Source organism: Telluria aromaticivorans (assembly GCF_013003915.1).
Lineage (GTDB): Bacteria > Pseudomonadota > Gammaproteobacteria > Burkholderiales > Burkholderiaceae_D > Telluria > Telluria aromaticivorans.
Genome location: NZ_JABAIV010000004.1, coordinates 221,825 through 241,164 on the forward strand (window position 1 = coordinate 221,825; position 19,340 = coordinate 241,164).

8 protein-coding genes are annotated in these 19,340 nt (G+C 67.5%); 2 read left to right on the plus strand and 6 right to left on the minus strand.

The features are described from left to right. Positions 1-7: 7 nt before the first annotated feature. Positions 8-1,642 (minus strand): TldD/PmbA family protein, encoded by a 1,635-nt coding sequence (locus HGB41_RS13655; protein WP_171085253.1) that lies wholly within the window; start codon positions 1,640-1,642, stop codon positions 8-10. Positions 1,643-2,054: 412 nt separating this feature from the next. On the opposite strand from HGB41_RS13655, the gene HGB41_RS13660 reads away from it, so the two are divergent. Both HGB41_RS13660 and HGB41_RS13665 read left to right on the plus strand, forming a co-directional pair. Then, positions 2,055-2,849: a class I SAM-dependent methyltransferase gene (locus HGB41_RS13660; RefSeq protein WP_171085255.1), complete on the plus strand. Its 795-nt coding sequence runs from the start codon at positions 2,055-2,057 to the stop codon at positions 2,847-2,849. Positions 2,850-2,997: 148 nt separating this feature from the next. After that, positions 2,998-4,569: a S1C family serine protease gene (locus HGB41_RS13665; RefSeq protein WP_171085257.1), complete on the plus strand. Its 1,572-nt coding sequence runs from the start codon at positions 2,998-3,000 to the stop codon at positions 4,567-4,569. Positions 4,570-4,707: 138 nt separating this feature from the next. Here the strand turns inward: HGB41_RS13665 and HGB41_RS13670 are convergent, their stop codons facing one another. The 5 genes from HGB41_RS13670 to HGB41_RS13690 all read right to left on the minus strand — a co-directional run bounded on the left by HGB41_RS13670 (position 4,708) and on the right by HGB41_RS13690 (position 19,266). Beyond that, positions 4,708-6,318, minus strand: a complete 1,611-nt coding sequence (locus HGB41_RS13670) for a serine hydrolase (protein WP_171085259.1) — start codon at positions 6,316-6,318, stop codon at positions 4,708-4,710. Positions 6,319-6,331: 13 nt separating this feature from the next. Then, positions 6,332-8,188: a M1 family metallopeptidase gene (locus tag HGB41_RS13675; protein ID WP_171085262.1), complete on the minus strand. Its 1,857-nt coding sequence runs from the start codon at positions 8,186-8,188 to the stop codon at positions 6,332-6,334. A gap of 240 nt (positions 8,189-8,428) precedes the next feature. After that, positions 8,429-10,075: a CehA/McbA family metallohydrolase gene (locus HGB41_RS13680; protein ID WP_171085264.1), complete on the minus strand. Its 1,647-nt coding sequence runs from the start codon at positions 10,073-10,075 to the stop codon at positions 8,429-8,431. A 105-nt stretch (positions 10,076-10,180) separates the two neighbouring features. Next, on the minus strand, positions 10,181-11,038 hold the full coding sequence (locus HGB41_RS13685) for an outer envelope protein (protein WP_171085266.1): 858 nt from the start codon (positions 11,036-11,038) through the stop codon (positions 10,181-10,183). Continuing rightward, the gene (locus HGB41_RS13690; protein ID WP_229423020.1) at positions 11,035-19,266 is read right to left on the minus strand and encodes a GH36-type glycosyl hydrolase domain-containing protein; all 8,232 of its coding nucleotides are present in this window, start codon (positions 19,264-19,266) and stop codon (positions 11,035-11,037) included. Before HGB41_RS13690 ends, HGB41_RS13685 begins: the two co-directional genes overlap by 4 nt. Positions 19,267-19,340 lie beyond the last annotated feature (74 nt).

Consider the following 19,340-nt stretch of genomic DNA (forward strand, 5'->3'; position numbering starts at 1 on the left):
CCTCGCCTCAGCCGATCTTGCGGGCGGTGTTGATCACGTTGATCCCGTTGAAGCGGGCCGTGCTCGAACCGTGGGAGACGATGCTGATCTGCGGCGGCTGTCCTTTGCCGTCGAAGAAGGAACCGCCCATGCGCCAGTCACGCTCGTCGCAGATCGCGCTGCAGGCGGTCCAGAATTCCTGGGTATTGGCCTGGTAGGCGACGTCCTCCAGCATCGGGCCGATCTTGCCGTCCTTGATTTCATAGAACAGCTGGCCGCCGAACTGGAAGTTGTAGCGCTGCTGGTCGATCGAGAACGAGCCGTCGCCGACGATGTAGATGCCCTTCTTGATGTCCTTGACCATCTCGTCCGGGGTCAGCTTCTTCTTGCCGGCGGCCAGCGAGACGTTCGGCATGCGCTGGAACTGCACCGAGTTCCAGCTGTCGGCGTACGAGCAGCCGTGCGATTCTTTTTCGCCGATGATGTGGGCCTGGTCGCGCGTGGCCTGGTAGTTGACCAGGATACCGTCCTTGATGATGTCCCACTTCTTGGTCTTCACGCCTTCGTCGTCGTAACCGACGGCGCCGAGCGAGCCCGGGGTGACCTTGTCCGCATACAGGTTGACCATCGGATTACCGTACTTGAATTTCTTGGTTTCCCACTTGTCGAGCGTGGCGAAGCTGGTGCCGGCGTAGTTGGCTTCGTAGCCGAGCACGCGGTCCAGTTCCGTCGGGTGTCCAACGTTCTCGTGGATGGTCAGCCACAAATGTTCGGGCGACAGCATCAGGTCGTATTTGCCAGGCGTGACCGACTTGGCGGTCAGCTTCATCTTGGCGTCGCGGCCGGCGGCCTTCGCGTCTTCGATCAGGTCGTACGATCCGGTGTACAGGGTAGCGACGCCGCCCGCGGCCTTGAGCTTGTGCTCCGGACGCGCATCCAGGTATTCATAGCCCATGCCGACCGGCGCGCCGAGACCCGAGCGCGAACGGAACTTGCCGGTGGTTTTATCCACGGCGGTGGCCTGGAACGGCGCCCACAGGCGGTGGACGTCCTGCTCGATGTAGGAGCCGTCGGTGGAAGCGAAGTACTTCTGCTGGTTCACCTGGAACAGCATCGAATTCATGAAGGTCGCGCCGCCGTCCATGCCGGCCTTGTTGGCGGCGATCAGCAGGTCGGCCTTTTCCTTGATCGGCACCGTGCGCCAGTCCTTCTTGATCGGCGTGGCCCAGGACACGTCGCCGACGCCCTTGACCGGTGCGAGGCGCACCGGTTCGGACTGCAGCTTGGCATTGGCCTTGGCGATGGCAACCGCCTGGCGCGCCGCGTTGGCGATGCCGTCGCTGCTCATGTCGGAAGTGGCGGCGAAGCCGTAGGCGCCGTTGGCGATCACGCGCACGCCGATGCCGGCCGACTCGGTGTTGGCCACGTTCTCGACGTTCAGGTCGCGGGTGGTGATGAACTGGTTCAGGTAGCGGCCGATGCGGATGTCGGCGTAGCTGGCGCCGGCCTTCGTGGCGGCGTTCAGCGCAACGTCGGCGAGCGCCTTCTTGGCGGCGGTCGGCATGCTGGTCAATAGCTCTTCAGCGGCGATCGCGCGGCTGAACGGGACCATGGTCGTGGCCAGGGCCAGGCTGCTGAAGTTTAGAAAGGTACGGCGTTCCATCGTGTCTCCTGAAATCTACCTGTTTCTGGACAGCGGTCCCGCCGGCTTCACGGTCCGCTCTTGTATGTACGGCGCTGGCGAAAGCTGGGTGCTTATTCGGCCAGGCAATGATTGCGACGAAAAACTTGGCAACATTAGCAGCAACATGAGGATTTGAATAGGCAATTGTTGTGCCATATCAAAGCGTGGCTTAAGTGCCTGATTCTGGCAGGCATTTACTGTCCGGCCCGGTGTCCGGGCGACCGTCCGCTGTGTCCGCTGCGGACAAGTTCCGGACAACAACGGGACAAGCTCAAGAGCCAGATATGCATATACAGGGAACGCTTGACTGTCTGTCCGGGCTGCCGGATCATCAGCGCGGCGGCGGCGTCCTGCCCGGCCGCGACCAACAACTTCTGGAGACCCCAAACCGATGAAACGACTGATCCTGGCTGCGATGCTGGCCACCGGCCTGGCCGCCGGCGCGGCACATGCGGACGACGCACTGAAGGCTGCCGTTGCGGGCGAACACCGCAGCGCCGCCAACAAGGCACGCGATAGCGCCCGCCACCCTTACGAGACCCTCACCTTCTTCGGCATCAAGCCAAACATGACGGTGGTGGAGTTGACGCCGTCGGGCGGCTGGTACACCGAGATCCTCGCGCCCTACCTGCGCGACAAGGGCAAGCTGATTGGTGCGGGCGAAGAGATCGCACCGGAGAAGCGCTACGGCATGGCCTTCAAGAAGAAGCTCGACTCGAACCCGGCTATCTACGACAAGGTCGCTCCGTCGATCTTCGAACCGCCGGCACGCTATCAGATCGCGGCGCCGAACAGCGTCGACATGGTGCTCACCTTCCGCAACCTGCACAACTGGGTGGGCCACGGCGAAGAAGGGCTGAAGACCACCTTCAAGGAAATCCACAAGGTCCTGAAACCGGGCGGCGTGCTGGGCATCGTCGACCACCGCCTCCCTAGCTCGATGCCGCAGGATGCCAAGGCCTCGAGCGGTTACGTGCATGAAGCCTGGGTGATCAAGACGGTGGAGAGCGCGGGCTTCAAGCTGGCCGGCAAATCGGAAGTCAACGCCAATCCGAAGGACACCGCCAACCACGAGAAAGGCGTCTGGACCCTGCCGCCGGTGCTGGCCAACAAGGACAAGGACCGCGAGAAGTACATGGCGATCGGCGAGAGCGACCGCATGACGCTCAAGTTCGTCAAGCAGTGATCCATCTGCAGTAAGCCGGATCATGTTCACGGCCGGGAAGGCCCGCCTTCCTGGCCGTGAAGATTCGTGTGTTTCCTTCGGCGGCGAGCGTGTATTCTGGCGGTTTGTACCCATCCAGATCGACCCGATTGAGCCACCGAAGGAATTTATGAAGATCGTCCGCCTCGCCGCCGCCGTGGCATTCGCCATGGCAGGCCTCGTCCACGCACAGGACACCACCCCACCGCCGGCACCGACGCCTGCGACGCCACCGTCACCGGCCACCGCGACCCCGTCCGCCACCACCCCGCCTGCCCTGCCGGCCGTCGAGAACTCGGTCGTCAAGATCTTCGCCACCGTGCGCCGCCCGGACCCGTACAAGCCGTGGGCGAAGCAGTCCCCGGTCGACGTGACCGGCTCGGGCGTCATCATCGAGGGCAAGCGCATCCTGACCAATGCCCACGTGGTCGGCTATGCCAGCCAGGTCGAGGTGCAGGCCAGCCAGTCGGGCGACAAGGTGTCGGCCAAGGTGATCGCGCTCGCGCGCGGCCTCGACCTGGCGGTGCTGGAACTGGACGACGCATCCTTCTTCGACAAGCGCCCGGCGGTCCAGCGCGCGGCCGTGCTGCCGGACGTGCGTGAAGCGGTGTTCGCCTATGGCTATCCGGTCGGCGGCAATTCGCTCTCGACCACCCGCGGCATCGTCTCGCGCGTGGAATTCGTCGGCTACGGCTCGTTCAGCTCGGGCCTGCGCATCCAGATCGACGCGCCGATCAACCCCGGCAACAGCGGCGGCCCGGTGATCGCCGGCGACAAGATGATCGGCCTGGCCTTCTCGATGGCGGCCGGAGCGCAGAACATCGGCTACGTGATCCCGAACGAGGAGATCGAGCTGTTCCTGAAAGACGTCGCGGATGGCCGCTACGACGGCAAGCCGCTGCTGCACGACAGCATCCAGACGCTGGAAAACCCGGCGCTGCGCCAGTACCTGAAACTCGACAAATCGGTGGAAGGCGCGGTGGTGCATCGCCCGTACAAGACGGATGCGAGCTGGCCGCTCAAGGAATGGGACATCGTGACCCATATCGGCGAGCATCCGATCGACAACCAGGGCATGGTGAAGCTGGGCTCGAACCTGCGGGTGCGCTTCCAGTACCGCATCCAGCAGGTGGCCAAGAACGGCAAGGTGCCGATGACCATCGTACGGGGCGGTAAACCGATGCGGGTTGAGGTACCAAGCAGCGGCCCGCGCCCGCTGCTGATCCCGGACCTGAACGGCGGCTACCCGTCCTACTTCGTGTATGGCCCGGCGGTGTTCACGCGCGCCACCAATGAATTCCTGTCTTTCCTGGTCTCGAGCGCTCCGGCGATGAACGCCTACAGCTTCAACGACAGCCCGCTGGTGACCCAGCGCGGCGATTCGCCGGATGCGGCGCGCGAAGAGCTGGTGGTGATCAGCAGCCCCTTCTTCCCGCACAAGCTGGTGAGCGGCTACAGCAACCGGTTTGGTTCGGTGGTCGATACGGTCAACGGCGTCAAGATCCGCAGCCTGGCGCACCTGGTGGCTACCTTGCGCGACCTGAAGGACGAGCATGTGGTGTTCAAGTTCGACCAGCGCTATGGCGAAACCATGATCCTGCCGCGCAAGGCGACGCTGGATGCGACCGATGCGATCCTGTCGGATAACGGGATTCGTACGCAGGGGTCGGAGGATATGATGAAGGTGTGGGGCGGGAAATAAGGCGCTTCGCCTGGGTGCCAAGTGTAGTTGACCGCGTGGTCGTAATCCAGGCCACTGGCCTGAATTACCCTGCCCACCCTACAAAACCCTCCCGTAGGGTGGGCGGGTCTCCCGCCCACGCGGTCAACCAGCCTAAGATCAGCCCTTCTTCTCTTTCTTCACCGGCATGAACAACAAATCCTGGAAGTCATAACTGAAGTCCGTCTCCGTCGAAATCGGCTTCATCCGCATCCGTTCGATGCTGCCGTCGTGGTCCAGCGAGAACGTCACGTAGGCATCCGCATTGAAGTTCCGCTCCTTCCAGCGCACGATGAAGGTATCGTGCTGGAAGTGCTCGAGCTCTCCGGTCAAATCAGGCGTCTTCGCGAACGACAGCACCTGCTTGTTCCCCACCCGCTTGATGGTCGCCAGGCCGTACCACGCGTCCTGGTAGTCGCCTTCGTAGCTAGCTAACGCCAGCGATGGCTTCGACGCGGCCGCGCGGGTCGCGGTTTCCTTCTTCAGGCGGGCAGCTTCCTTCTCGGTCATCTCGCGCTCGACATCGGCCACGCGGCCGATCCAGTCGGTCGGCGCCACCTTCAGGTATTGATCGAGCAGGCGGTACTGCAGGGCCGACAGCGAGGAGCCGCTTTCGGCGTTCGTGAAGATCGCGATGCCCAGCTTCGATTCCGGCACCAGCAGCACGCGTGAATAGAAGCCCTGCAGCGCGCCGCCGTGCATCGCCACCATCTTGCCCTGGTAGTCGCGCAGCTGGAAGCCCAGGCCGTAGGCGTAGAAGTTCGGCTTGGTGGCAGCCAGCGGAGGACGCGGCTGGCTGATCTTCATCGGCGTCTGCGGCGTCCACATTTCGCGCGACTGCTTCTCGGAGAACAGGCGTACATCCTTGCCGTCCGCACCCTTGGCGACGCGGCCGTTATCGAGCAGCACGTTCATCCAGCGCGCGATGTCCTCGGCGCTGGTGTTGATGCCCACCGCGCCGACCGCGTTATCGACCGGCATCGGCTTGACCGCGGCGATCTTGCCGTTGATCTTGCTGTGCGGCGCCGAGACGTTGGCGAACTTCGCGTTCTCCGCCAGGCTGGTGGTGGTGGTCGCCATGCCGGCGGGCTTGAGAATCCACTCGTGCATGGTCTCGCCCCAGGTCTTGCCCGACTTGGCGGCGATGATCTTGCCGGCGACGATGTAGAGCAGGTTGTCGTAGGCGTAGCTGTTGCGGAAGCTGGTGGCCGGCTTGATGTAGCGGAGGTTGTGGATGATCTCGTCGGTGCTGAAGGTGGTGGTCGGCCACCACATCAGGTCACCCGCGCCCAGGCCAAGCCCGCTGCGGTGGGTCAGCAGGTCGCGCACGGTCATCTCGGCGGTGACGTAGGCGTCGTACATGCGGAAGTCCGGCAGGTGCTTGATCACCGGATCATCCCAATCGAGCTTGCCCTGGTCGACCAGCATGCCCAGTGCGGCGGCCGTAAAAGCCTTGGAATTCGAGGCGATCTCGAAGATGGTCTGGCCATCGACCTTGGCCGGCTCGCCGAGTCTGCGCACACCGAAGCCCTGGGCGACGACGACCTTGCCGTCCTTGACGACGGCGATGGCGATACCCGGCACCTGGAAGGCCTTCATCACGCGCGTGACGTCGGCTTCGAGGTTGTAGGCGGGCGCCTGGTCTGCGACGACCGGCGCGGCGCTGGTCTGCGCGACGGCGAAGCCGGAGGTGGAAAATGCGATCAGGATCGCGGCTGCAATGCGGTTCATGGCTGGTCGGTCCTTATTGCTTGTTCATTTGTTTGTCGACGCTGCCCTGCGTCTCCGGGTGATAGCGCTCACGCGCCGCCTTATAAATACGCTCGGCCCAGGCCCGGTCTTCGGCGTTGGCACGCAGCGCGCCGTACAGCGGCACCACGAATTTCTGGCGGCCCACGCTCATCAGGAAGGCTTCGAGGTTCGGGCGGATGCCGCGGTAACCGGCATGCACCGAGGCGCGGTAGAAGCGGAAGGCAACTTCGTTATTGCCGGTTTTCGCCAGGCCGAAAGCCTTGTCCAGCTCCTGCAACTGCGCGGCCGTGGCCTTGTTGTCGATATCGTTCAGGAACTTCATCCACTCGGCGGCGGTCCAGCCCTTGGTATCGAGCTGCGCGGTCTTCAGGTCGCCCTTGAGCCAGCGTGCGGTGGTGTCGTTCAGCTTCGTCAGGCGCTTTGATTCGGCGTGCTTGGCGCTGGCCGGAATGCCCGGGCCGTACAGCCACTCGTCGAGCTCTGCGTCGCTCATGATCTTCGGATTCTTCGCCATCAGGTTGGCGCGCAGGTAGTCCACGAACTGCTCCGTCGTCACGCTCTGGAAGGCGTGCTGGTCGAACCAGCCGCGCAGGAAGGGGTCAAAAGCGGCGCGGCCAGCGCGCTGCTCGAGGGTGCGCAGGAACCAGGCGCCCTTCGGATAGGCCAGGCCTTCGTCGGTGTAATGTTCGTTCGACGTATCCGGATTCCGGGTGAGCAGTGCCTGCTTGGCCGCGGGAATCGTCTTGAGCGACTCGATCGCTTCTTCCTGCTCGAGCTGCAGGTTCATGGTCGCGACTTCTTCGCCATACATCTTCTCGAGGATGCGGGTGGTCACATAAGTCGTGAAGCCTTCGTTGAGCCACCAGTGCTTCCAAGAGGCGTTGGTCACCAGGTTGCCCGACCAGCTGTGCGCCAGCTCGTGCGCGATCAGGTCGACCAGGCTGCGGTCGCCCGCGATCATGGTCGGGGTCAGGAAGGTCAGGCGCGGGTTTTCCATGCCGCCGATCGGGAACGACGGCGGCAGCACCAGCATGTCGTAGCGCCCCCAGCGATAAGGGCCGTACAGCGATTCGGCCGCTTCGACCATCTTCTCGGTATCGGCCAGCTCGTATTCGGCCGCCTTGATGCGCTGCGGCTCGGCATAGACGCCGGTGCGGCCGCCCAGCGTGCGCGCTTCGAGTTCGCCGATGCCGATCGCCAGCAGGTAGGAAGGAATCGGCTGCGGCATCGTGAACTTCCAGCCGCCCTTGCCGGTGGCCTTCGGGTCGTTATCGGCGCTCATCACGACGCGCATGCCTTGCGGGGCTTCGATGCGGGCAGTGTAGGTGAAGCGCACGGCCGGCGTGTCCTGGATCGGCACGAAGGAGCGTGCATTGATCGGCTGCGACTGGCTGAACATGAACGGGTACTTGCCCGACATGGTCTGCTTCGGCGTGAGCCACTGCAGCGCGGTAGCGGTGGGCGCGGTCTTGTAGTGGATGCGGATGGTCGAGGGCTGGCCAGGGAGCGCGATGTGCAGGGCCTGGCCCTTTTCGGCGTCGAGCTTGTCGAGCGTGTACTTGACCGGCTTCCATGCGCCCTTCGCATCGCGCGCCTCGATCTTCGAGATCGCCAGCTCGCGGGTGTCCAGGTCGAGGGTGGTGGCCGCCTTGTCGAGCCAGTTCAGGGTCAGGTCGGCATGGCCGCTAAGTGTCTTGCGCGCGAAGTCGGCCTTCAGGTCGAGGTGCAGGGCTGTGGTTTTCACCTGGTCGTAGCGGGCGTAGCTGAGCGGATCGAGTGCAAACGCGTAGGCGCTCCACTGGCTGAGGAAGGCGCAGGCCGTAGCGCGCAGCAGGGTGCTTGTCTTCATGGTCTCTCGCAGAAGGTAGGTCAGGCAGCCCAGGCAGGGCTGTGGGGCGCGAGCAGGATAGCATCTTCGTTAAGGGCGCGAAAGCGTGGGTCGGGACGCAGTCACGCTGTATTGACGGGCTTGTAGGGTGGGCGGGTTTCCCGCCCACGCGGTGATAGTTAGGCGTGGAATAGCCGCACGGGCAGCATCACCGTAATTTGAACGCGTGGGCAGGAGACCTGCCCACCCTACGATTCTCGACTACTCTTGGGTTACCCATACCGGCGCGGACCACAGCACGTTGCCATCGTCCTGCGTGACCTTCGCATAATAAAAATGCTGGCCGGACGCCGGGGTGAACTTGGTGATGGCAGTCGACGACAGTTGCGTCACCGTCCCGCCGCGCATCGGCACACCCTCCATGATCGCGACCGCAGCCGCCTTCTTGCCCGAGGTAGAAGCGAAGTTCACTTTCAGCGTGAGGGGACCGCGGTTGGTGAAGCGTTCTCCCATCAGCTTGCCGTTGGCGGTAAAGACCAGCTGCGAGGTCTTGTCCATGGTCGCGAACACGCGCCGGGCCTTGAGCGCCGCCATGAAGCTCTCGCGCGTCAAGGCGGCCCCGTTGGGCAGCAGCACGCCGGTGCGGTTGGTGTAGGACGCGCCCCAATTGGCGCAGTGGTTGTCCTGGTTGGTGCTGAAGGCAAGGTGGTAACCGGCTTCCAGCAGGCGGTTGCAGGAATGCTCAAAATTGCTGCGGCGGGTTTCTGTTTCGGTATCGTTGGTCGAGAATGCGGTGCTGTTCATCACCTCGCACAGGGCCATCGCCTCGTCGCCGTCGGGCGTGTACCCGAGCGCTACGCCGTTCACGGCGAACTGTCCCTGCTGCGCGGGATGATTGAATTGCCCGACCCAGCCCCGCTCGCGCATCCGCGTGTACAGCGCCGCGTAGTCATTACGTGGGCTCAGGGTGTCGGCCATCAGCTCGCCCTTGGCATTCTTTTCCCAGCCCAGCAGCTCGTCGCTGTTGAAGATATTGATGTGGCCACCATTGTTGATGACACCCCACTCCATGCCGTAGAGCGCGAGGAAGCCGGGCTTGGTGGCATTGAAAGCGGCGGCGCTGGCCAGGCCGGCCTTGTAGAGCGCCCTGGCGGCGGCCGGATCGCCATCGGCCGCGGTGCCGTCCGAGCCGTCGTACATGTGGTTGTGTTCCGACACCGCCAGCACGTCGAGGCCGCGTCCACGCGCATAGGCGAAGGCCGCCTCCGGGCCGTACTTCGACTTGAGCGGATCCTGCGCGCCCTTGCACTCCGTGAGCGCGGCGCCGCCGTCGCTGTGGTTGCTCTGGCTGTGCAGGTTGGCCAGGTACACGGTGTAGGGCAGCGAACCGGTGGCCGGCGCCATGGCGGCCGGGTTGGCGGGATTTACCAGGTCGCGCACGCCGGGAAGCGGCGCAAACGCCGGCATCGATGGCGCATCGCGCGAGGCCCGGCTGCCGACGGCAATCTGCCATTCCTGCTCCACCAGCGACTCGTGGTCGCCGCGCAGGCCGGCGTGCAGGCGCAGCCGGTATAGCCCCGCAGGTGCGGGCGCCGTGCCGATACGGCCGTTCCAGGTGACCGACGCCGGCACCGCGGCCCCGGAAAACGCACGGCTGCCGCGCCAGCGTTGGGAGACGCGTCCTTGCGGAGTCACCAGTTCCAGCGTCCAGTCGACTGTCCCTGGCCGTTCCAGGCCGGGGTAGTGGAAGGACAGGCTGAAGGTCCGGCGCGCACTTGCGTCGGCCTGGAAAGGCGCGTGCAGGGTGGCTTCGAATTCCTTGTGCTCGACAGGCGCCGCGATAGCACTGCCGCAGCACAGGGCCAGCAGCAACGCACGGAGGGTGGGGGGCAGGAGTGTGGTTTTCATGATGCAATTTTTACAATTGCACCGAACTCCACCTTGCGCCGATCCGCCTCCCTAGTTGCAAATTTATCTACATCTACTGAGCGGTTTCAACAAATAACCGGTCTCTCAGAAATGGACGTCTGCGCGCAGCATCGGCGTGCTGGCACGTTGCCCTGCCCCGCCCGTTGTCGCCCGCGAATTGCCGAACTTGTTGTTCCAGAACTGGTAGCCGACGCCGACCCGGATGCGCTTTTTCGGGTAACCGAGGCGCGGCCCGATGTCATGCATCAGCGCCAGGTCGAGATTCGTCTCGGCGCTGGTCGGGGCGCCGGTTTCGTCGAGTCCCTTGGCGGCGATGACATTCAGGAAGCCTTCGAAGGACCACCCATCAAGCACCGGGATACCCCAGCTGGCGCCGAACATCGGGTGGGTGTCATAGGTGTAGCGGCCACGGACATTGGCGATTGGCGGGAAGGGCCCGCTCGGCGCATTGCTCTCGCGCAGCCACAGGATGCTGGTGTTCAGGAAGCCCGGTACGTCCCACATCAGGGTCGGCCCTAGAACCAGCATGCGCTTGCGCGAGTTGTAGCCGACATCAATCTTGTGGTTGACATCGAAACCGGCCGTCAGGCCCACGCCCTTGACCTTGCCGAAGCGGATCTCGGAGCCGCGCAGCGCACCGAAGTCGAGCGTGTGGCGGTACAGCAGGTAGGCCTCGCGCGCGCCGCTGCTGCTGCCCAGCGAACGCGGGTCGGTGCGGTCGGATTTCAGCAGGTCGAGGTTGAGGTAATTGCTGCCGTACTTGTAGCCGCTGGCGTGGGTGAATGCGACCACGTGCTTCTTGATGTGCCCCGGGTTGAAGGGCTCGGCGAAGCGGGTGCCGTAGCGGTAGCTGACCGCATTGTCGCTCCAGTCCTGCGCGCCGGCCGGCACGCTGCAGCACAGCAGGGCAGCGCACGCCGCCGTCGTCAGTCTCTTGGTCATGTTCTCGATCCTGGCTGGTTGTCGTGATGGCCGGCCATGGCATCGGCCGGCTTGCGTTCCACATACAGCTCGACCTGGTGTTCGCGCCCATCGTCGGCGAGCTCCAAGGTCGTCCCTCCCTGCGGCTCGCCGTCGAGCACGAGCTGCTCGCCGACGCCGGCACGCCGCACCGTGACGAGATAATCCGTCCGGCCCGTGCGGTAGCGGAACCGGAAGCTGTCCCAGCTAGAGGGCAGCAGCGGCGCCAGTGTGACGCGGTCGACCGCGCGGCCAATGCCGAGCAGCGCGTCGGTCAGCAGCATGTAGGTCCAGCCGGCGCTTGCGGCATCCATCATGAAGTAAGGCGTGCCGGCGTAGCGCACGCATGCATCCGGGGCCGGGCCGATCGGGTTCAGGCTGCGCGCCAGTTCCCAGGCGCGCGTCGCCGCACCTTCGCCGGCCAGTGCCAGTGCGGTCCATGCGGCCATACGTCCGTCCTGCGTCCCGGCACCTGGGATGGTGCCCAGGGCTGTCCTGACGCGCTCAGGTTCTGCCCCGGCAATGGCCGCCCAGGCTTGCGTCCCGGTGGCGTCATCGCCGTCCGTGCCATAGGCGGCGCCATCCCAGCCGTGTTCTTCGGCCTGCGCCATCAAGGCCAGCGCGGCGCCGCGGCAGGTGGTGGCAAAACCGAAATCGGCGCGGCGGTCGGCCACCTCGGCGAAGCGTTGCAGCACGGTGGCGAGCAAGAAGGCCAGCCGCACGCTCTCGGGCCGGCTTGCCGGATCCTGGTCGTCCTCGTGCATGCGGGCGTCCCGCAGTGGCAAGCCTTGGGCGCCGAAGCGCAGGCAGCCGCGCAGGCCATGCACGCAATACTGGTACAGGTCATCGCGCGCCAGGCGCGTGCCGCTCGACGGATCGCCGCCGGCCGGTTCGCGCAGCACGCCGTAGTCGCCGGTCACATTGACATAGCGGTGCAGCGCAAAGGGCAGCCACAGGAAGTCCTCGACCTGGGCGAGGGTAGCGCCGATGTCCTCGCGCGCCGTCCGCAGCAGTGCCTCGCGCAGCGGCGCCGGGTTGCCATGCACCGCGGCCATGGCGCCCTGCAGCTGCTGCGCGGGCGTGCCGCCCATGGCGCCGGCCAACGCTCCATAGGGCAGCCAGCCATTGGCGAAGATGTCGAAGGCAGCATCTGGCGTCTCGACGCGCACGCTGCCGAGCAGGCCGTCCCAGAATCCGTGCAGCTGGCGCAGCGCCAGTGCCGCTCCCTTGGCGCCGCCATGCTGCTGCACCACCCGGCTGGCCGCCAGGCTGTCGGGACTGGCCACGCCGAGCAGGAAGACCAGTTCGGTTTCGGCGCCCGGCTGCAGCTCGACCATCACCTGCAGTGCGGCACACGGATCGAGCGCAGCGCCGAGCGTTCCCGCAAGTCCGCTGCGCTCCAGCGCGGCCGGCCGCGCCAGGCTGCGGTGGCGCCCGACGAATTCGCGCCGGTCGGCGGTATACGCCACCTGCCCTGCCTCGACATGGAAGAAGCCGACCCGGTCGCCAAAGCCGCTACCGAAAGCATTGCGGGCGAACAGCGCGCCACTGGCGACGTCGATGCCGGTGACGACCTGCAGCCCGGGCGGCAGGCCGGCGTCATCCATCAGCCACTGCACATAGCCGGTGACCGACAGGCGCCGCGCCGCACTGGAGGCGTTGCGCAGGGTGAGTACGGAATACTTGAGGGCTTCCCCGGCCGCCACGAAACAGCGCAGGCTCGAGCCGATGCCGTGGGCCTGGTGGTCGAACAGCGTGTAGCCGAAGCCGTGCCGCGTGAGGTAAGGCTGGCCGGATGGCATCGGCCACGGGGTCGGCGACCATGCCGCGCCGCTGTCCTCGTCGCGCAAATAGAAGGCTTCGCCGCCGTCCGTCGTCAGGCGCAGCGTGCGGCGGCCGCACCAGGTGCCGCCCCTGCCGCTGGCTGCCAGCGCGGTACCGAAGCCGGCGTTGGACAGTTCGTTTTCCCACGACGCCGGCGCGGGCTCGCTGCTGCGGATGAGATATTCGCGTCCATCTGCCGAAAAGCCGCCCATGCCGTTGTCGTATTGGAGCGGTTCATCCATAGCAGGCGCCGGGTCGACGGTCCAGGGGTCGATTTCTTCGCGCGCCGCGAACGGCGCCGGCAGGGCCGGCAGGGCGGGCGCCGCGCGGCGCAGCTGGTCGGCCAGCGCGCCGCGTTCACCCAGCAGCAGCACCTGCGCGGCCGAGCGCAGCAGGATGCGGTCTTCCTGCGGAACGTCTTCGAGCAAGAACACGTGGATGCCTTCCTGTGCGCCTGGCGCCAGGCCGGCGACCTCGTCGCGCATCGCGCGGCTGTCGCACAAGACCAGCAGATCGGCGCCGAGACCGCGGGCATCCCAGTAGGCATGCGCCTGCAAAGTGTCCCGTACCAGGCCGCTCTCCTGGCCCGGCACCAGCACCACCAGCGGGCGGCCGGCGCCGACGCCATAAGGCAGCAGGCCGGCGCGACTGCGCACGTTGCGCTCGATCACGCCGCCATCGGCGCGCAGGCCGGGCACCGGATCGAGCAGGCAGCCGGCCAGGCGGTTGTAGATCTGGGCCTGGGCTTCACCCAGGCCTGCGCGGCGCAGGAAGGCCTGGCCGTGGGTCCATGCAGCATCGATTGCTCCCGCCACCACCTGCGGATCGAGGTGGCGCAGCGCCAGTTCGCGCGCCGCGGCGGGCGTGGCGGCCGCACCCAGCACCAGGTCGATGCTCACCTCCTGCCCGGGCGCCAGGGTGATCGTGCGGCGGATCGCCAGCGCCGGCGCAGGTGGCGCCGGCTCCAGCGGCGGCAGCGCGCCAAGCGGGTCGAGGCAGGTGCTGCTGTAGGCCGGCGCGCCGGCTTCCCCGCGCACTGCCAGCATGTGCAGTACGGCCGGTGCACCCAGGCCGAAAGAGCACAGCATTGCTTGCGACACGCCGTCGATCCGGACCGGCGGCACCGGATCGTCCTGCGCAGCGCCAGGGGACAGCCCGGGGAACGCCAGCACGACGTGGCTCGTCACTTCCAGCGTGCGCGGCGCAGCGAGCGTATTGCGGATATGGACCCGGCGCAGTTCGACGTCCTCGGTTGGGGCGACGACCACGTCGCTCAGGATGGACAGGCCGCGTTCTTCGCGCCGGAAAGCTGCGCGCCCTTCGGCAAAGACGGCTTCATAGCGTTCCGGCTCGCCGACGGCGGGCGCCAGGGTGGCCGACCAGGTGTCGCCGGAATCGGTATCGCGCAGCACGCAGGCCAGGCCTCCGCTCCCGCCGAGCGGGTCGGGCTGCCAACGCGTGAGCGGCACCCCACCCCAGGCGCTATAGCCGGTACCATCGCTCGTCACCATCACGTGATAACGGCCGTTCGACAGCAGCTGCAGCTCCGGCATGGCGCTGCCCGACGCGGGACTGTCGACGACCCGGCCGCTGGCCGGTCCGGCCTGGCGCGCGGCGGCGGCGTACGGCGCGGGACGCGAGGCGCCGCTGGACGGCAGCGCTTCCTGCAGCAGCGGCAGGGCGGCGCGCAGTTCTGGATCGGCAGCGAAGCGGCGCTGCATCGGGGCGTCCTGCAGCAACTGCAGCAACGCGAGCAGGCCCATGCCCTGGTGACGCGCGGCCACCGTGCGCACCACGTGGCGCTGCTCGCCGTGCGGCAGGCGGCCCGGCGTATGGTCGACGGCGTCGACGAAGCCGTATTCGCCGCTCAATCCTTCGTGCGCCATGCGTTCGAGGTTGCTGAGTGCCACGCCGGGCGCCACCGGCAGCGCCAGCATGGCCGCGTATGGCGCGGCGACCGGTTCGGATTCAAGACCGCGCCGCAGGGCCGCCGCCGGCACGCCAAAGCGGCGGAACTGGAAGCGCAGCATGGCATCGACCGCATTACAGGCCGATTCCGAAAAGCCCCAGGGCATGTTGTGGAGGCGCCCATGGGCGACCTGGGCCCGAACGGCGGCGCGCCCGGCATGGTCGAGCAGCGACTCGCGCCAGGATGGCATCAGCAAGGGTGGGCCAAGGTAATCCGACAAGGCGCCCGAGCGCGACAGCAGCAACTGCTCGGCGTCGGCAACGCGCATCGGGCGCCCGAGCTTCCACCAATGCTGTTGCGGCAGCTGGCCCTGGGCTACCGCGATGAAGCTGGCCATGCAGGCTTCGGAGGCCAGCAGGTCGCAGCTGTCGGCATCCAGCCGGTTTTCGCGGATGTGGCAACCGGCGGACAGTAATCCGGTGTCATGGTCGAGCAGTGCCGCGAAATCCATCGTGCCCAGCGTACGCGCCTGCCCGGCCAGCCGTGCAGCATGTGCCAGCAGCGCCCCTGCCCGGTCGCGCCCTTCGCGCACCAGGCGCGCCAGCCCGGGCTGGGTGGCGGCCGCCGGGTCGATGGCGGCGAGTTCTCGCAGGCTCGGGATGCGCGTCAGGCTGGCATCGAACACGTATTCCTGCACCGCGCGCATCCACGGCGCCAGTGCCAGGAGGTCGTCCTGCACTGCGTGGCATTGGGCCGCGAGGCGCGCCGACCAGTTGCGCAAGGCCTCGTCGCCGGACTGTACAAGCGCGGTGTCGAGCGCATCGGCCGCGTCGGCCACGTGGCGCAGGCATTCGCTCAGGCCGGGCAAGGTATCGGCTGCGCGGCAGCGTTTCGGATCGAGTGCCCCCCACACGGCGGCCACCCGCTCGCGCACCTTCGACGGCTGCCCGGCCGCCAGTTCGTCCACTACATGCAGGGCGGCGCGGATCCCGTCCAGCGCCTGCGGTCCGCAAACCGGCGTGTCCGGCAGTTCGTCCAGGCCCACTGCCAGCGTGCGCAGGGCCAGCGCCAGCCAGCCGCTGTCCGCCGTCGACACGAAGGCCGGTTCGCAGGGTGCGAGCGTGGCATTGTCGTAGGACGCAAGGTAATGGCCGTTCCAGCGTTCCAGCAGGGCCATCGACGCCAGCGAGGCGTCGAGCCGCCCGAGCAACTCGCCTGGCGGCAGGAAACCGAAGTCGCGCGCCGCCAGCGTGGCTAGCTGCCCGAGCGCCATGCCGCCCAGGGTGGTGCGTCCGTCCACCAGTGGATGCGGGTGCTCCTGCACGCTTTCCGGCGGGAGCCAGTTATTGGCCGGGCCGGCGTGGTCTTCGAAGAAGCTCCAGCTGCGGCGCGCCAGCCGCTGCACAAACGCTTGCCGCGCGGCCGGCAGCCGCGGCGGGCGCTGGCGCACCGGCAGGCTGGTCCACCATGCCAGCGCCGGCGACAGGAACCACACCAGCAACACCGGCGCCGCAGTGAACAGCGAATAGGGATTGGCAAAGGTCAGCAGCAGGGCCACCGACACCGCCAGCACCGGGGAGATCCACATCGTGATCCAGTTGTTGGCGATCTCGCGGGCGGGGCGCGACAGCGCCGGCAGGCGCCACTCGAGCTGGCGCCGGCGCGACACGTGGCGGCGCCATACCGCGCGCGCTACCCCGTCGGCCTGGCACCAGGCCGCATGCGGCAGGAAACTGGCCGCCAGCGCACCGCGCACCAGCGCCGCGCGGGCGCCGCGCGCCCAGGCATCGAGATGCTGGCGCCATGGCGCGTCGTGCGGGCGGTCGGCCAGCGCCACCAGGCTGCCGGCCAGCGCGGGCAGGAAGAACACCGACAGCACGGCGCCCATCCAGAACGCGGGCGCCGCGAGCGCAGTCCAGCACAGCACCAGCAGGAGCACCAGCGCCGGGGCCACCAGGCTGTCGCGCAGCGCGTCGAACAGCCGCCAGCGGTAGGCCGCCGTCATCGGGTTGGCTTCGGGCTTTCCGCCGGCCTTGCCGACCACACGGCGCACCCAGCCCGCCGACTGCCAGGCCGCACGCACCGTGCGGTGGCGCCGTACGGCGTGCTCGCCGTAGTTGTCGGGGAAGGCTTCCTCCAGCCGTACGTCGCAGTCGAACGCCGCGTGCAGGCAGCCCTCGTCGACCGCTCCCGGCTTGAGCAGCGCATCGTCCGGCAGGCGCTCGCGCAGCACCCGTTCGTAGATGTCGACGTCATAGATTGCAGCCCAGCCGAACATGCCCTGGGTGTCGCATTCGTGCCCGGCCAGCGCCGCTGCCCAGGTGCCCCGGGCCCCGGTCCACAGCCGCTGGTAGCGGCAGGCCTGCCTGCCCGGCAGCGCTCCGCCGATGGCCGGGCGCAGCATGCCGTGGCCCTTGAGGATACGGCTGCCGTCGGCGCCAAGCGCCGGCTGGTTGAGCGGGTGGGCCATGGCGCCGACCAGCGCCCTGCCCGCGTCGCGCGGCAGGTCGATGGCGGCATCGAGGGTGATCACATAGCGCACTTCCGCCAGGCCGGCGGTGTTTCCGGCGCTGCAGGCGAAACGCTCGCGTCCCGTGCCCGCCAGATAGGCATTCAGGTCGGCGAGCTGGCCGCGGCGGCGCGCCCGGCCGATCCACGCATGCTCGCCGCTGTTCCACATGCGCGGGCGCTGCAGCAGCAGGAAGGGTTCAATGCGCTGCGTGCTGGCCGCCGGCTGGCCGTCTTCGTCCAGGGTGGTAAAGGTGTGGCGCTGCGCATGCTTGCGGTTGAGGGCGTCGATCGCCTCGACCGCGCGTGCGACCAGCCCAGCATCACCGCGCAGCGCCTCGGCTTCGGCGTCGTGCAGGTCGGCCAGCAGGCAGAAACGCAGGCGCGGGTCGCGGTTCGCGAGATAGCGCACTTCAAGGTCGCGGCACAGCGCATCGACTTGCGCGCTGGTTCTCAGGCGCGCGGAGACCGCCACCAGCGCTTGGGCATGGTCCGGGATGCCGGTGCTGAAATCCATGCGCGGCGTGGCGGGAGGCCGCGCAAGCCAGGTGGCCATCATGTCGACCAGGGCATCGGCCAGCTGGCTGGCCCCCAGCAGCGCCAGCAGCCCGACGGCCGCCTGCAGCACCAGCCCGGCGCCGCCCTGGCGCGCGCACACGACGGCGGCGATCGCAAACAGCAGCGTCAGCACGCCGGTGGCGCCGATGCGCAGCGCGAGCGGCATCTGGGTGACACGCCGGCGCAAGCCTGCAGCCAGGCCGGGGCGCGGTTGCAGGCGCGCCTCCAGCGCAGCGGTACCCGGGCCGCACAGGTAGTAACCGATATGGCGGTGGCGCGCATCCAGGCCGCCCTCGGCAGGCGCACGGTGCACACCGGCCAGCGCCAGCGCTTCATTCGCCACCTCTGGTTCCAGCCGCTTCGTGCGGCGCGCCAGCTCTTCGATGCTGCGGCGGTACAGGTCGCGCGTCGGGCCGTCCATGTGCGGGTAGCTGCCATCGGGGTCGGTGCGCAGCCTTGCCTCGATGGGGCTGAGCTCTTCGAGCACCGCGCGCCAGTCGATCCCGCCGAGCAGGCGCAGGCTGGCCAGGCAGTGGGCGGCGCGGATGCCGTCGGCGGCCAGCGCGCCGCGTTCGTCCTGTACCTGCTGGGCGATGCTGGAATTGTCGTCTGCCAGTCTCGCATCGATCCAGGCCAGCGCCTGCGCCAGCGCGCCGCCCTGTCCTTGCAGCCGGCGCGCGAGTTCCGCAACGAAGCTGCTGCCCATCGGCTGTATGGCGCGCGCCATGTCGGCCACCAGCAGGATCAGGTCACCCGAGCGCTGCTCGGCGGTTTCGACCATGCGCGTGGCCCAGCCGCCGGCCAGTGCGCGCTCGCGGCAGGCGCGCTCGCTGCGCACGGCGATGCCGCGCAGGCTGCCCAGCAGCGCCAGGCGCAAGGCGGCAGGCAGCAGGCGCAGCTCGGCCAGCAGCAGGGGGGCTTCTTCCTGATAGGCCGCGAGGAAGCGCACCAGGCTGTCTCGTTCGATGCGGCCGGCGCCCTGCGCCACTGCCTCATGCGCCAGGGCCTGCAGGCGTGCGACGGCGGGCTGTCCCAGGCAGGGCAGCACGCTGTCGTCATGCAGCAGCTGGCCGCGGGCCAGCCGTAGCTGGGCGTCGATCAGTGGGGTGTGGTCGAGGATCGCAGAGGCGGCGGCCGGCAGCTCGCTGCCACCCTGGCGCGCACGGTCGAGCGCCGTGCAGGCAGCGTCGAAGGCATCGCCTTGCTCGGCCAGCAGGACGCGCAGGCCGGGCGCGCCATTGCCGCCGGCCAGCCGGTGGCGGGACGCGAGCACGCGTCCGTGCGCGGCCAGCTGCGCGGCACTCATCGGCGCATTGATCGGCACATCTAGCGGCACGTCAGCGTCGGCGCGCCCGGTACCAGCTTGCTGCGCGGACGCGGATTCGGCCATCGGGTTCTTCTCCAGGTTCAACAGGTTCCTCGGTACGGAGGCGTGCGCTGTCGACTGCTGGCGCGCCGGGCGCCCGGGGCGGATCAGTGGAGCGA

Bases quoted from the DNA above. Each gene is read 5' to 3' on its own strand.
- HGB41_RS13655 (WP_171085253.1), bottom strand. From the start codon at position 1,642: ATGGAACGCCGTACCTTTCTAAACTTCAGCAGCCTGGCCCTGGCCACG.
- HGB41_RS13660 (WP_171085255.1), top strand. From the start codon at position 2,055: ATGAAACGACTGATCCTGGCTGCGATGCTGGCCACCGGCCTGGCCGCC.
- HGB41_RS13665 (WP_171085257.1), top strand. From the start codon at position 2,998: ATGAAGATCGTCCGCCTCGCCGCCGCCGTGGCATTCGCCATGGCAGGC.
- HGB41_RS13670 (WP_171085259.1), bottom strand. From the start codon at position 6,318: ATGAACCGCATTGCAGCCGCGATCCTGATCGCATTTTCCACCTCCGGC.
- HGB41_RS13675 (WP_171085262.1), bottom strand. From the start codon at position 8,188: ATGAAGACAAGCACCCTGCTGCGCGCTACGGCCTGCGCCTTCCTCAGC.
- HGB41_RS13680 (WP_171085264.1), bottom strand. From the start codon at position 10,075: ATGAAAACCACACTCCTGCCCCCCACCCTCCGTGCGTTGCTGCTGGCC.
- HGB41_RS13685 (WP_171085266.1), bottom strand. From the start codon at position 11,038: ATGACCAAGAGACTGACGACGGCGGCGTGCGCTGCCCTGCTGTGCTGC.